Source organism: Sphaerisporangium krabiense (assembly GCF_014200435.1).
GTDB lineage: Bacteria > Actinomycetota > Actinomycetes > Streptosporangiales > Streptosporangiaceae > Sphaerisporangium > Sphaerisporangium krabiense.
The window spans coordinates 18,724-32,865 of record NZ_JACHBR010000001.1; the positions used below are offsets into that span (position 1 = coordinate 18,724).

Here is a 14,142-nt window from a genome sequence, read left to right on the forward strand (position 1 = left end):
AACGTCGCGGCAGGGGAGGCCGGCATGGCCACGCGAAAAAGCCGGGCGGATCGGCGCGTCGACCTGATCGAGGCGGCGCACCGGGCGATCATCCGGCACGGCACCCAGGGCGTGCACCTCAACCACGTGGCCGAGGAGGCCGGGCTCACCTCCGGCGCGGTCCTCTACCACTACCCCGACCTCGGTGAACTGCTCGTCGAGGCGCACCACGCGGGCATGGAGCGCTTCTACGAGCACCGCGTCAGGCAGGTGGCCGGCCTCAGCGACCCGGTGCGCAAGCTCGTGGTCACGATCAGGTCGGGGCTGCCCGTCGGCCCGGACGACCCCGGGGTGCGGCTGCTGAACGAGCTCGGCGGCGCCGCCGCGCGCAACCGGGTGTACGCCGTGCTGCTGACCACGTTGTACGACCGGCAGGTCGCCATGTACCAGTCGATCCTCGACACCGGCGCGGCGCTCGGGGTGTTCCGGCTGCGCGACGACGCGCTGGTGATCTCGCGCAACCTGGTCGCGCTGGAGGACGCCTACGGCTACCGCATCACGGCGCGTCATCCGCTCATCGGCCCGGAGGAGGCCGCCGAGCTCATCCTGAGCTACGCCAGGACCGCCACCGGCAACGCGCTGGAGGTCCCGGCCTGACCACGGGGGCGGGCCGAGGGGCGCGGCGGCGCTCACGTCGCGATCAGCACCGCGTCCGCGGCGGCCCAGCCCAGCCCCACCTCGGCGCCCGCCGCGATCCGCGTCGGACCCTGCGTCGCGGCCAGCACCGGCCGGTCGTGCCCCTCCACCCGGACGGCGATGTGCGAGACGCCGCCGTAGAAGCTGACGTCGGCCACCACGCCGGACAGCACGCGCGGCTCGCCGGCCTCCCCGAGGCGCACCGACTCCGGCCGCACCCCGAGCAGCGCGGGCGTGCCGGCGGCGAGACCGCTCTCCGCGGGGAGGGTGCCGAGACCCGGCGACGACAGTCCCTCCCCCGCGGCCGTCCCCTCGAAGAGGTTGTTGGCGCCGACGAAGCCGGCCACGAACGGCGTGCGCGGCCGCTGGTACAGGCGCACGGGCGCGTCGACCTGCTCGACCCTGCCCGCCTGGAACACCGCGATGCGGTCGGCCAGCGACATCGCCTCCTCCTGGTCGTGGGTGACGACGACGAAGGTGATGCCGACCTCGTGCTGCAGGCGCTTCAGCTCCAGTTGCATCTCGGCGCGGACCTTCTTGTCCAGCGCCGACAGCGGCTCGTCCAGCAGCAGCAGCCGGGGCCGCTTGACGATCGCCCGGGCGAGCGCGACCCGCTGCCGCTGGCCGCCGGAGAGCTGGTGGGGACGGCGGCGGGCCTGGCCGGCGAGTCCGACGGTCGCGAGCACCTCCTCGACCCGGGCGGCGACCTCCGCCCGGGGCAGCTTCTCGCGCTCCAGCCCGTAGGCGACGTTCTTGGCGACGCTCATGTGCGGGAACAGCGCGTAGGACTGGAACATCAGGTTGACCGGCCGCCGGTGCGCCGGCCGGGCGAGCAGGTCGGCGCCGTCCAGCGTGACGGTCCCCGCGTCGGGGGTCTCGAACCCGGCCAGGACGCGCAGCAGCGTGGTCTTGCCGCAGCCGCTCGGGCCGAGCAGGGCGAAGAACTCGCCCTGGCGGATGTCCAGGGTGACCTCGTCCAGCGCGACGACGTCGCCGAACCGGCGCGACACGCCCTCGATGCCGACCAGCGTCCTGGCCGCGGCGGGCGCCTCGGGAACAGCATTCATGTCAGGGACTCCGTCAGTCGGGTCATCCGCTGCGCGACGATGATCACGGTGAAGCTGACCGCGAGCAGGATCGTCGCCAGCGCGTTGATCTCGGGCGTCACGCCGAACCGGACCATCGAGTAGATCACGATGGGCAGCGTCGGCTCGGTGGGGGCCGCGGTGAAGAAGGCGATCACGAACTCGTCGAGGGACAGCGTGAACGCCAGCAGCGCGCCGGCCGCGATGCCGGGGGCCAGGCCGGGCAGCGTGACGCGCGCGAAGGTCACGAGCGGCGTCGCGCCGAGGTCGCGGGACGCCTCCTCCAGCGAGGTGTCGGCGTGGACGAGCCGGGTGCGCACGACCGCCGCGACGAACGCCATGCCGAACACCGTGTGGGCGAGGATGATCGAGTGCAACCCGAGCGTCATCTGGATCGCCCGGTAGAAGACGAGCAGTCCGATGCCGAGCACGATGTCGGGCAGCACCGCGGGCAGCAGGCCGAGCGCGTCCAGCAGCCGCGAGCGGGCGTACCGGGCCATGCCGACGGCGAGAAGCGTGCCGAGCACGGTGGACAGCACGGTCGAGCCCGCGGCCACGATCAGCGTGTTGACCAGGCCCTGCCGGATCGTCTCGTCCCCGGCGAGCTCGCCGTACCACTTCAGGCTCACGCCCTCGAAGACGTACGGGGACTTCCCCGCGTTGAACGACATCACGACGAGCACGGCGATCGGCGCGTACAGGAAGACGTAGACGGCCCAGAAGGGCAGGTAGATCAACCGGCGGCTAGCCACGCCGTCCCTCCCCGTAGACGCGCGAGGCCCACGCCTGCACGAACAGCAGCACGATCAGCACCGCGATCACGGCGAGCGCGAGCGTGGCGCCGAACGGGTAGTCGCGGGCCTTGAGGAACTGGTCCCTGATGAGGTTGCCCACCATGATCGAGCGTCCGCCGCCCAGGATCTCCGGGATGACGAAGTTGCCGAGGCAGGGCACGAAGACGAACACGCAGCCGGTGAGGATGCCCGGCACGGTCAGCGGCAGCGTGACCGACGCGAACGTGCGCGCGGGCCGGGCGCCGAGGTTGGCCGACGCCTCGGCGAGCTGCGGGTCCAGCCGTTCGATCGCCGCGTACAGCGGGAGCACCATCAGCGGCAGGTAGGAGTAGAGCAGTCCGGTGACGATCGCGCCCTGGTTGTAGAGCAGGCCGAGCGGCGCGTCGGTGATCCCGGTCCCGGTCAGCGCCTTGTTCAGCAGGCCGGGGCCGCTCAGCAGGATGACCCACGCGTAGACGCGGATCAGGAAGTTGGTCCAGAAGGGGATGACGATGGCGACCAGCGCGATCGTCTTCCACCTGCGGGGCAGCCGGGCGATGACGTACGCGGTGGGGTAGCCGACCAGCAGGGCGATCAGCGTCGTCAGCGCCGCCAGCTTGACGGAGGTGAGGACGACGTCGAAGTACAGCGGGTCGAACAGGCGGGTGAAGTTCTCGGTCGTGGTCTCGTAGACCACCCCGCCGAACCGTCCCCTGCGGAAGAGGGTGTAGCCGAGGACGAGGGCGAGGGGCACCAGCAGGAGGACCAGCAGGTAGCCGAGTCCCGGGCCGAGGAAGATCAGGCGCGCGGCGGCGGTCCCGCGCGCCCGCGCCCGGCGCGGCGGCCGGCCGTCGGAGGGGCCGGGCGGCGCGCCGGGCGGCGCGAGGTCGTGCGTGGCGGACAAGGCGGCAGCCGTCTCGGTGAAGGGGCCGCGCTACTGGCTGGCCGCGATCTCGGTGGCCAGGCGGGTGTACTTGGTCGAGGCCTCGCCGACGTCGACGATCGACTCGCCCTGCAGCAGCACGGCCGGGTCCATCTGGAGGGGGGTGTTCTTCGCCAGCAGGTCGGGGTTGTTCTTGGCGACGGCCTCCATGGCGGCCCGGTTGGGCACCTTGTAGAGGATGTTCTCGGCCACCCAGCCGTGGATCGTCGGGTCCAGGATGAAGTTGATGAAGGCGTGCGCCGCCTCCTTCTTCCTGGACGACTTCATGATCACCATGGTGTCGGACCAGAGGTCGCTGCCTTCCTTGGGCACCACGAACTTGACCTTCGGGTTCGTGGTGGGGCACCAGCCGTCCCACGCCTCCACCAGCGCGACCTCGCCTTTCTCCAGCCGCGCGCCGAAGGTGGTGTCGTCGTAGGCCAGCAGCGACTTCTTGGTCTTGAGCAGTTGCTCCTTGGCCTGCGCGAGCTGCTTGTCGTCGGTGGTGTTGATGGAGTGGCCGTTCGCCTTGAGGGCGGGCAGGGCCAGCCACCGCTCGGTGGTCATCATCGTCACCTTGCCGCGTAGCTCGGGCGCGGGGTTCAGCAGGTCGTTCCAGCTCGTGGGCGGGGTCTTCACCATGTCCGTGCGGTAGCACAGGCCCGTGGTGCCCCAGGTGTAGGGCACCGAGAACTTGTTGCCCTTGTCGAAGGAGAGCTGCGACGCCTCGGGGTAGAGGTTGGACAGGTTCGGGATCAGCTCGGAGTGCAGCGGCTCCACCAGTCCCTGCTCGTTCAGCGCCTGCGCGTACTGGCCGGAGACGAACGCCACGTCGATGCCGCTGTCGCCGGACGCCGTGAGCTTGGCCATGGCCATCTCGTTGGTGTCGTGGATGGCCACCTTGACGTCGAAGCCGAGCTTCTGCTTCACGCGTTGCGGCAGGTCCTTCGGGCTGTAGCCGTCCCAGATCGTGATGTTCAGGGGTGACTGCCTCGCCAGGTCGGCGTTGGGGTCGAGCCGGTCGGCCGCCGCACCCGGCGCCGCTCCGTCCGCGCTCGTCGAGCCGCCGCCTCCGCATGCCGCGAGGGCGAGGGCGAGACCGGCGGCCACCGCCGCGGCCGGAAGACGACGGGTGTACCGGATTCGGGACACGGCCGAAACTCCTTAGTTCTGGTCGTTCTTTGGTACAGGGAAGACCGCACGGCGAAACCTTCGCACGGCAGACCAAACCAGGAGTGTTGCAGTCCAGATCAACATGAGCAAGACTTTTACCGACATTTGTAGCTGCGAGGTTGGATATGGAGTTGAATCCGAGTTCAACAGATGGCGACGGCATTCGGTACGCGCGGTGGCCGCCCGAGGCGGGCGACGGCACGAGCGCACGGCTGCTCAGCGCCCTTACGGACGGGCGGCAAGCGCCTTACGGACACGCGTTCCGGGTTTTCGGCCCAATGCCGTCCATCAATATCACGGCACCCGAACGCGGCCTCCCGGTGGATCAGACCAACCGCTCCGTGGTCGTGGACGAACGGGTCGTCGTCAAGTGGCTCACCCCTCCGCAGCCGCTCCCCCACCCCGCCCCGGACGTCCACGCCCACCTCGCCGCCGTCGGCTTCACCCGCACCGCGCTCCCGTACGCCGCCCTCGTGCGGCACGGCGACCCCGGCGAGCTCGTCGCCCTGGTCACCGCGTACCTGCCGGACGCCAGGGACGGCTGGGAGTGGTGCGTGGCGGAGGCCGCGGCCGGGCGCGCGGCGTTCGCCGCCGACCTCGGAGAACTGGCCGCCGACCTGCACGCGGCCATGGCCACCCCGTCACCGGTGTTCCCCGCCCCGGTGCGGCGCGCGGACCTGGGCGGCGCGTGGGCCGAGCGCGCCCGCGCCGCCCTGCGCGAGGCGCTGGAGCTGACCGGCGGCGCGGACGGGGCCTGGCTGGCCGCGCGGGCGGACACGCTGCGCGCGCTGATCGAACCGCTCGCCCGCGCGGGCGAGACCCCGCTGATCCGCGTGCACGGCGACCTGCACGTGGGCCAGACGCTGCGCTGGCGCGACGGCTACGCGGTGATCGACTTCGACGGCAACCCGACGCTGCCCGGGGCCGACCCCTACCAGCCCGCCGTCCGCGACCTGGCGCAGCTCGCCACGAGCCTCGACCACGTCGCGCAGGTGGCGATCCGGCGGGCGGGCGCCGTCCCGGCCGAGGCGCTGCGCTGGGCGTCCGCCGCCCGTGAGAGGCTGACGTCCGCCTACCGGGACCGCCTGGCCGCGCACGGCCTGTCATGGCTGCTGCCCGAGCTGACGCCGGAGCCGTTCGAGATCGAGCAGGAGTGCCGCGAGCTGATCTACGCTGCCCGCCACCTGCCCCGATGGCGTTACGCGCCGATGGGCGTGCTGCGGGCGCGCCTCGCCCCCCGCGAATCCGAGGAGACCACGTGAAACCCGAGCCGTACCTCGCCGACCTGGAGGCCAAGCCGGCGGCGCTGGAGGCGCTCGCCCGGGCGCTCGACGAGCGGGACCCGTTCGCCGGCCTGCCCCGGGACGTGCGCAGGGTGGTGTTCCTCGGCATGGGAAGCTCCCGCTACGCGGCGGGCGTCGCGGCGCTGCGGCTGCGCGCGGCCGGCGTCGACGCCGTGGCCGAGTACGCCTCGGCCGCGCTCGGGTACCCGCCGTCCCGGGACACGCTGGTCGTGGCCGTCTCCGCGACGGGCGGGAGCCGCGAGACGCTGGACGCGCTGGCGCGCCACCGGGGCCGTTCGCCGACGCTGGCGCTGACCAACGTCCCCGGCTCGCCGATCACCGAGGGCGCGGACCTGGTCGTGGAGATGCTGGCGGGCGAGGAGCGCGGCGGAGTCGCCTGCCGTACCTTCCAGCACACGCTGGCGCTGCTGCTCGCCCTCCATGACGCGCTCACCGGCGGCGCGGCCGGCGTCCCCGGCCTGCTGCGCCGGGCCGCCGCGGCCACCGCCGACCTGCTGGACCGCAGGGAGTCCTGGCTGCCGGACGCGCTCGCGCTGCTGGACGGGCCGCACGGCGTCTACGCGATCGCCCCCGCCGAGCGGCTGTCGTCAGCCGAGCAGTCGGCGCTGATGGTGCGCGAGGGCCCGCGCAGGCCCGCGGACGCCTGCGAGACCGGCGACTGGGCGCACGTGGACGTGTACCTGACCAAGACCCTCGACTACCGGGCGATCCTGTTCCCCGGCTCGCGCTACGACGAGCAGGCCATGGACTGGGCGCGGCGGCGCGGCTCGGCGGTCCTCGCGGTGGGCCGGGGAGCGCCGGAGGGGGCGCGCGCGATCAGGTACGCCGGGGACGAGGATCCGGACGTGGCGCTGCTCACCGAGACCCTCGTCGCCGAGCTGGTGGCCGCGTCCTGGTGGCGGGCGGCCTGAGGAGCGCGCGCTCCGGCACGGCGGGCGCCGTGCCGGAGCCGCCCTCAGCTCGTGCGGCCGTAGACCGACCTGAGGGTGAGCACGTACTCGACCAGCGTGATCAGCGTGGACTTCACCGCGTCCCTGGACCGGGCGTCGGTGCGCACGATCGGGATGTGCGGCGAGAGCGTGAGCGCCTCGCGGACCTCCTGCTCGGCGTGCGGGTAGTGCCCGTCCCAGCCGTTGATGCCGACCACGAAGGGAAGCTGGGCCTCCTCGAAGTAGTCGATCGCCGGGAAGCAGTCGGCCAGGCGCCGGGTGTCCACCAGGACGACCGCGCCGATGGCGCCCCGCACCAGGTCGTCCCACATGAACCAGAACCGGTGCTGGCCGGGCGTGCCGAACAGGTACAGGATCAGGTCCTGGTCCAGCGAGAGCCGGCCGAAGTCCATCGCGACCGTGGTGGTGGTCTTGTTCGGGGTCAGCCCCAGGTCGTCGATGCCGGCGCTGGCGTCGGTCATGACCGCTTCCGTGGTCAGCGGGAGGATCTCCGACACCGCCCCGACGAACGTGGTCTTCCCCACGCCGAAGCCGCCCGCGACGACGATCTTCGTCGACGTGAGCGACCCGCCGCGGCTAGAGCCTGCGAAGTCCACTGAGAACCCTTTCGAGCAGGTTGTGGTCTGGTTGTCCCTGGTTAAGCCGCGGCAGATGCAGGCGAACCAGACCTTCGTCGGCCATGTCGGCGATCAGCACGCGGGCCACGCCGAGCGGCACCCGCAGCAACGCGGAGATCTCCGCGACCGAACGAACGGAGTGGCACAACATGATGATCGCCTCCTGCTCTGGGGTGAGCAGGGACAAATCATCATTCATTATCGGGGCCGACGAGACGAGTGTTTCCATCGCGAGGTGGTAACTGGGCTCGGCGCGGCCCCCGGTGACGGCGTAGGGACGGAAAAGAGGTTCGTCCTCGCTTCCGTCACCCCCCAGCATCACCGGATCCTGGAGGTCTGAAGCTCGGCGCGCAGAGCCGGGGTGAGCACCTGACCAGCGCGCTCCACCAGCAAGGTCATCTGGTACGCCACCAGACCCATGTCGCACTCCGGCGACGCCAGAACCGCGAGGCACGAGCCGTCGCTGATCGCCATCACCAGCAGGATGCCGTACTGCATCTCGACGACGGTCTGCGTCACCCCGCCCCCCTCGAACACGCGAGAGGCCCCCGCCGTGAGGCTCAGCAGACCGGCCGCGACCGCGGCGAGCTGATCGGCCCTGTCGGCCGGGAACCCCGCCGAGTTGGCCAGCCTGAGTCCGTCGGCCGATACGACGACCGCGTGCGCCACGCCGGGTGTCCCGCTGACGAACTCCGTGATCAGCCAGTCGAACCTGCGTGCCTCGTGACTCAGCTCAATCACGAACCCTCCTCCTCAGCCCGGTCGCCGTCGGCGCCGGGTCGTTCGCTGTCACGCGCGGCGGCCTGCGAGAGGTCCGCCCGGCCGCGCCGGATGCCCTGCTGGAAGCGGGACATCCGCGCCCGCACCTGGTCGGCGGAGACGTCCGCGCGGGGTGCGGGCGTCGCGGGCTTGGGCTGCGGCGCCGTGCCTCCCACCGACCCGGGCACGAGATTGGCCTTCGGCGTGCGCTTCGGCAGACCTGCCGCCGTGATACCCCCCATGGCGGGATCCTTCGCCGCGTCGGCGGCCCGCCATCCGGTGTCCGCCTCCGAGCCCCATGCCTGAGGCGCGGCCTCCTGTCGTGGCGCGCGGGGCGCGCTCGCGGGGGCGGACTCCCGTGGTTCCTCCCGTGGCCGCTCGCGCGAGGCGGCGATCTCACCGGCGTCGGGACGGCGGAACCACGCGGACTCGACGGCGGCGAAGATCGGCAGGTACTCGTCCCCCTGCTCCAGCGGCGGCTCGCCGGAGGCCGTGCTTTCCGTTCTCCCCGTGCTCCCCGTGCTCCCCCTGTTTCCAGAGGTCCCCGTGTTTCCAGAGGTCCCCGTGTTTCCAGAGGTCCCCGTGGTCCCCCTGCTCCCCGTCCCCGTGATCCCCGTACCCGGGTTGCCCGCGCCGGGCATCCCCGTACCTGCTCTGGTCCCGGCGATCCCCGCGCCTCCCGGGACACCGGTGCTCCCCGGACCACTCACGGTCTCCGGACCGCTCGGGCTCCCCGGACCGGGTCTTCCCCGGTCGGCCAGCCCCGGCCTCGGACCCGCTGCGGGCACCGGCCTGATCGGCAGGGGCGGCAGCGGCGCGGCGGGGGGCGTCGTGTCGGGCCCGGCGGAGGTGGACGGGTCGGTCGAGGGTCCCACGGGCCCGAAGACCGGGCCGGTGTTCGACGGCGCCTCGAACGGCGACCGCTGCCGGGCGGGTCCCGTGCCGGGTCCCACCGGCCCGGTCCCCGGGCCGACCGGGCCTGTACCAGGACCGACCGGGCCCGTACCGGGACCCAGCGGACCCGTGCCAGGACCGAGCGGGCCTGTACCGGAGCCGACCGGACCCGTGCCCGAGCCGAGGGGCCCGCTCCCGAGCGGCCCGGTACCGGGACCGAGGGGTCCGGCGCCGGAGCGGACCGGGCCGGTGCCGGTCCCGGGGCCCGCGGCGCCGGAGAAGCCGCCGGACAGCGGTCCGGTGGGCGTGGGCTCGCCGAAGGGGCCGAGCCTGCCGCCGAACGTGGACGGCGCCCCGGGGCCGCCGACGGACGGCGCGGACGCCCCGTCGTTGTAGCCGCGGGCCCCGCCGAGCGCCGGGCCGGTGTCTCCCGCGCCGGGCACCGGGGCGCGTCCGGGCACCACCGAGATGAGCTGGGGCGGGAACAGGACCATCGCGATCAGCCCGGAGGCGTCGCCCCTGCGGAGCTGAATGCGGATGCCGTGCCGCAGGGCGAGGCGGCCGACCACGAACAGGCCCATGCGGCGCGACACCGACACGTCCACGACCGGCGGGTCGGCGAGCCTGCGGTTGATGTCGGCGATCTCCTCCGGCGTCATGCCGATGCCGGCGTCGCTGACCGCCAGCAGCGCGCCGCCGCCCTCGATCATGCTGCTGGACACCACGACGCGCGTGTTGCCCGGGGAGAACGCGAGGGCGTTCTCGACCAGCTCGGCGACCAGGTGGACCACGTCGTTGGCGGCGTGCCCGGCGACGGCGGCGCTGCGGTGCACCTTGACGTTGACCCGCTCGTAGTCCTCGACCTCCGACAGGGAGGCGCGCACGACGTCGACGAGCTTGGCGGGCTGGCTGCGCTTGCGCGTCGCCTCGTGCCCGGCGAGGACCAGCAGGTTCTCACTGTTGCGGCGCATGCGGGTGGCGAGGTGGTCGAGCTTGAACAGGTCGGCGAGCCGCCCGCCGTCCTGCTCGCCGCGCTCCAGGCCGTCGATGAGGGAGATCTGCCGCTCGACCAGGGTCTGGATGCGCCGGGAGAGGTTGACGAACATGGCGTTGACGTTGCCGCGGAGCTGGGACTCCTCGGCGGCCAGGCGCAGGGCCTGGCGGTGCACCTCGTCGAACGCGGTGGCGACCTCGCCGATCTCGTCGTGGCTGCCGATGAGGATCGGCTGCACGTCGGGGGCCTCGGTGGCGTCGCCGGACTCGCGCATGCGGCGCACCACCGCGGGCAGGCGGAACCCGGCGATCTCCAGCGCCTCGGAGCGCAGCCGGCGCAGCGGTCTGACCAGCGAGCGGGCGATCAGCACGGTGGTGGTGAGGACGAGTACGACGAGGGCGAGGATGAGCACCGCGGCGATGATGGCGTTGCGCCGTTCGCCCGACTCCAGCACCGAGGCGCGCGCGGCCAGCGACTCCGAGACCCGTCCCTCGACCTGGCGCAGCAGGTCGATCGTCTTGGTGACGTCGTCGAACCACTGCCTGACCGACAGGCCGTGTCCCCTGGCGTCCTGGATCGGCAGGTTGCGGCTGGCCAGCGCGATGGCCCACGACTTGGTCAGCTCGGCGCGCACGACCTGGGAGCCGCGCAGGGTCTGGGCGAGGTAGCGGCCGTTGTCGACGCCGGCCTCGGCGTTGAAGGTCGTCATCGCGGCCCGCTGCCGCGACCGCGCGGCGATGAACTCCTCAAGGGTGTCGGAGGTGAACCGCTGCTGGCGCAGCAGGGTGCCGATCAGCGTGGCGCGCTGCTGGGACGCCTCCTCCTTGGCGTGGGCCAGGGCGCTGAGGCCGCGGGCGTCGCCGACCAGCTCGGGGTCCTCGCCCATCTGGCTGATCTCGTCGTGCAGCCGCAGGATCGACGCGATGAGGTCGGTGTACTTGGGCGGCTGGTTGCCGGCGCGGATGACGGGGAGCTGGTCCAGGCGGTGTCCGACCTGGAGGGCCGCCTCGGCGGCGCGCACCCCGTAGCCGGCGTCGATCTCGGCGAGATCCTGCCGCACGGTCGCGATCCCGGCGTCCACGGCGCGGCGCTGTTCCTCCAGGGCCGCCACCTGCTGGCGGGTCACGCGACTCCACACGCCCATGTCGCGTTCCAACCCCAGCTGCATGCCGAGGTCGCGCAGATGGCCCGCCATCACGGCCTCCGCGGCGTTGCGCTGGTAGGCGGCGACGCTGTCGATCGCCGTGACGACACGCAGGCTCGCGAGCAGCACACCGACGATCGTGGGCACCAGGATGAGGGCCGTCAGGCGCGTCGGCACGCGCCAGTTCCGCAGCGAGAGACGGGAGGAACCGCTCCGGCCGTGCTGGCCTCCGCCCGAACCCCCCTGGCCGCTCGAACGCTTGTGCCGCTTGGTCCTCAGGCCGTCCCCCGCCCCGGCCAGGAGTGTGGACTTGATCTCGGTTTCCGTTGTGCTCACCGTGCCACCCCCCACGATCTTCCATGCATGGATGACGGCATGGCTGATAATTACGTAAGCGGGGACAATTCGACCACAAGGTCACCAATGCCGTAGCCGGAACTCATCACACTGCACGCAATTGTTATGAATCCCGAAGCGACCTCGTACCCCCCCGACCTGCGCACACGCCGTCAACGCAGTGCCGCGAGCACCTGCCCGCGAACCTGCGCGCGCTGCGCGGCGTCGGTCAGCGGCCGCCCCGACCGGTCGACCACGTAGAAGACGTCAACAGCCTCCGCGCCGAGAGTCTCTACGCGCGCGGCGCGCACGTCAAGGTTGCATTCACCGAAAGCACGCCCGATTCGCCACAAAAGCCCCGGGCGATCATGAGCGCGGACCTCCACGACAGTCGCAGTTAGGGACGCGTCATCCACCAGGTTGACGCGCGGCGGCGCGACCGGAACGCGAGTCGGCCTCATTGACCTGCTACGTCGCGCCAGACGCTGTTCGATGTCCAGCCGCCCGGCGAGCACCAGACGCAGATCGGCCTCCAGCGTCGCCGGGTCCGGCGGCGCGCCGTACTCCGGCGACACCGAAAATTCGATGACGGCCGTGGCGGCCGCCGAGGCCGCGGAAGCGGCCCGCACGACCATGCGATGCGCCGCCAGCACCCCCGCCGCGCGCCACAGCAGCCCCGGCCGGTCCGGCGCCACGACGGTCACCGCGCCGCCGTGGACCCGCACCGCCCCGCCGCCGTGCCGGGCCAGGGACGCCTGGCGCGGCGACAGGACCGGAGCGGGCGCGGGCGGGCTGCCCGCCAGCACCGAGCGCACCCTGCGGACCAGGTCGGATACCAGCGACGCCTTCCAGGCGTTCCACGCGGCGGGCCCGGTGGCGTTGCCGTCCGCCACGGCGAGCGCGGACAGCAGCTCCAGGACCTCGCGCGTGCCGACCGCCTCGGCCACCCGCGAGATCGTGACGGGATCGTCCAGGTCACGGCGGGTGGCCGTCTCCGGCAGCAGCAGGTGGTGGCGCACGACGGTGGCCAGCACCCCGACGTCGGCGGGCGGCAGGCCCATGCGCGCGCCGATGTCCCTGGCGACGACCTCGCCCGTCGTGGAATGGTCGCCGGGCCATCCCTTGCCGATGTCGTGCAGCAGGGCGGCGATGAGCAGCAGGTCAGGGCGGGAAACCTCGCGGGTGAAGGACGCCGCGCCCGCCGCCGTCTCGATGAGGTGACGGTCGACGGTGAAGCGGTGGACCGGGTTGCGCTGCGGGCGGTGCCGCACCCGCTCCCAGTCGGGGATGAGCCGCACGATGACGCCGGCCTGGTCCAGTTCCTCCCACACCGGGACGGCCGCGCGCCCGGCGCCCAGCAGCGCCACCAGCGCGTCGCGGGCCTCGGCCGGCCAGGGCACGGGCATCGGGGGCGACTGGGCGGCCAGCAGCGCGACCGTCGCGGGGGCCATGGGGAGGCCGGACCCGGCGGCGGCGGCCGCGACCCTGAGCACGAGGACCGGGTCGGTTCTCGGGGTCACGCCGCGGGCGAGCACGACCTCGCCGCCGTGCTCCACCACGCCGTCGGCCAGCGGACGGCGTCCGCGGGGCGCGGGGCCGGTCAGCAGCCGGTCCACGGTGCGCCAGGTGGAGTCGAGGGCGTGCGCGACCGTCCGGCCGGCCTCGGCCAGGCGGCGCATCAGCGCCTCGGCGTCCAGCAGCCCGAGCGCCGCGGCGACGGCGTCCTGTTCCTGGAGCACCAGCCGGTCGGCGCCGCGCGCGGTGACGAGGTGGAGGGCGTGCCGGACGTCCAGCAGCAGTTCGTGGGCCTCACGGACCCGGGGGCCCGGCGCGGAGGCGACCCAGGCGGCGGCCACGGCCTGCATCGCCTGGACGTCGCGCAGGCCGCCCCGGGAGTCCCTGAGGTCGGGTTCCAGCAGGAAGGCCAGCTCGCCGGAGGACTCGGCGCGCTTGCCCGCGGCCTCGCGCAGCTCGGCGAGCCGCCGCCGGGCGTCGGAGCGCCAGTCGGCGAGCACGGCCTCGCGGGCCGCCCTGGTCAGCTCCGGGTCCCCGGCGACGTGCCGGGCCTGGATCAGGCCGAGCACCGCCTTGAGGTCCTCGCGGGCGACCGTGACGGCCTCCTCGACGGTGCGGACGGAGTGGTCGAGGCCGAGCCCGGAGTCCCAGATCGGGTACCAGAGGCGGTCGGCGACACCGGCGACCTCGTCCTGTCCGTCGTGCAGCAGCACCAGGTCCAGGTCGCTGCCGGGGGCGAGGTCGCCGCGCCCCAGGCTGCCGACCGCGACCAGCGCCAGCCCCGCGCCCGCGTAGGGCGGGCGGCCGCCCGGCGCGCCGGTGAAGGAGTGCCCGCTCCTGGCTCCCCCGGTCCCGCCTCCGCCGTCCCCGCCGTTCTTGCCGTCCCTGTCGCGCGGCGCAGGGGACGCCGTGCGGAACAGGCCGGTCAGCCAGCGGTCGACGTCCGCGGCCCGCTCCTTGCGGGCCGCGGCGTATGAGCGAGCGTCGCCTCTCATCATCCG

The 14,142-nt window shown here is 73.0% G+C and carries 12 protein-coding genes; 3 read left to right on the forward strand and 9 right to left on the reverse strand.

The features are described 5' to 3' along the window. Positions 1 to 24: 24 nt before the first annotated feature. On the forward strand, positions 25 to 636 hold the full coding sequence (locus BJ981_RS00085) for a TetR/AcrR family transcriptional regulator (protein WP_184607708.1): 612 nt from the start codon (positions 25 to 27) through the stop codon (positions 634 to 636). A 32-nt stretch (positions 637 to 668) separates the two neighbouring features. On the opposite strand, the gene BJ981_RS00090 is transcribed toward BJ981_RS00085, so the two are convergent. From BJ981_RS00090 to BJ981_RS00105, 4 genes are read right to left on the reverse strand one after another with little or no spacing between them, the layout of a single operon-like run. Continuing rightward, positions 669 to 1,742 (reverse strand): ABC transporter ATP-binding protein, encoded by a 1,074-nt coding sequence (locus BJ981_RS00090; protein WP_184607709.1) that lies wholly within the window; start codon positions 1,740 to 1,742, stop codon positions 669 to 671. Beyond that, positions 1,739 to 2,512: an ABC transporter permease gene (locus BJ981_RS00095; RefSeq protein ID WP_184607710.1), complete on the reverse strand. Its 774-nt coding sequence runs from the start codon at positions 2,510 to 2,512 to the stop codon at positions 1,739 to 1,741. The genes BJ981_RS00090 and BJ981_RS00095 overlap by 4 nt, the downstream gene beginning before the upstream one ends. Continuing rightward, positions 2,505 to 3,437 carry an ABC transporter permease gene (locus BJ981_RS00100; RefSeq protein ID WP_239139183.1) on the reverse strand — a complete coding sequence of 311 codons (933 nt, stop codon included), beginning with the start codon at positions 3,435 to 3,437 and terminating at the stop codon, positions 2,505 to 2,507. Before BJ981_RS00100 ends, BJ981_RS00095 begins: the two co-directional genes overlap by 8 nt. 30 nt (positions 3,438 to 3,467) lie before the next feature. After that, positions 3,468 to 4,607: a polyamine ABC transporter substrate-binding protein gene (locus BJ981_RS00105; protein WP_184607711.1), complete on the reverse strand. Its 1,140-nt coding sequence runs from the start codon at positions 4,605 to 4,607 to the stop codon at positions 3,468 to 3,470. A gap of 341 nt (positions 4,608 to 4,948) precedes the next feature. On the opposite strand from BJ981_RS00105, the gene BJ981_RS00110 reads away from it, so the two are divergent. Both BJ981_RS00110 and BJ981_RS00115 read left to right on the forward strand, forming a co-directional pair. Then, on the forward strand, positions 4,949 to 5,890 hold the full coding sequence (locus tag BJ981_RS00110) for an aminoglycoside phosphotransferase (protein ID WP_184607712.1): 942 nt from the start codon (positions 4,949 to 4,951) through the stop codon (positions 5,888 to 5,890). Further along, a complete protein-coding gene (locus BJ981_RS00115) occupies positions 5,887 to 6,843 on the forward strand; it encodes an SIS domain-containing protein (protein WP_184607713.1) in 957 nt (318 codons plus the stop codon). Before BJ981_RS00110 ends, BJ981_RS00115 begins: the two co-directional genes overlap by 4 nt. A gap of 44 nt (positions 6,844 to 6,887) precedes the next feature. Here BJ981_RS00115 and BJ981_RS00120 read toward each other — a convergent pair whose 3' ends face one another. The 5 genes from BJ981_RS00120 to BJ981_RS00140 all read right to left on the reverse strand — a co-directional run bounded on the left by BJ981_RS00120 (position 6,888) and on the right by BJ981_RS00140 (position 14,136). After that, positions 6,888 to 7,478 carry a GTP-binding protein gene (locus BJ981_RS00120; protein WP_184607714.1) on the reverse strand — a complete coding sequence of 197 codons (591 nt, stop codon included), beginning with the start codon at positions 7,476 to 7,478 and terminating at the stop codon, positions 6,888 to 6,890. Further along, positions 7,459 to 7,818, reverse strand: a complete 360-nt coding sequence (locus BJ981_RS00125; protein WP_184607715.1) for a DUF742 domain-containing protein — start codon at positions 7,816 to 7,818, stop codon at positions 7,459 to 7,461. The genes BJ981_RS00120 and BJ981_RS00125 overlap by 20 nt, the downstream gene beginning before the upstream one ends. Beyond that, positions 7,818 to 8,240, reverse strand: coding sequence for a roadblock/LC7 domain-containing protein (locus tag BJ981_RS00130; protein WP_184607716.1), 423 nt, complete (start codon positions 8,238 to 8,240; stop codon positions 7,818 to 7,820). The genes BJ981_RS00125 and BJ981_RS00130 overlap by 1 nt, the downstream gene beginning before the upstream one ends. After that, positions 8,237 to 11,626 (reverse strand): sensor histidine kinase, encoded by a 3,390-nt coding sequence (locus BJ981_RS38930; protein WP_184607717.1) that lies wholly within the window; start codon positions 11,624 to 11,626, stop codon positions 8,237 to 8,239. The genes BJ981_RS00130 and BJ981_RS38930 overlap by 4 nt, the downstream gene beginning before the upstream one ends. 173 nt (positions 11,627 to 11,799) lie before the next feature. After that, positions 11,800 to 14,136, reverse strand: coding sequence for a [protein-PII] uridylyltransferase (locus BJ981_RS00140; protein WP_184607718.1), 2,337 nt, complete (start codon positions 14,134 to 14,136; stop codon positions 11,800 to 11,802). Positions 14,137 to 14,142: the final 6 nt, after the last annotated feature.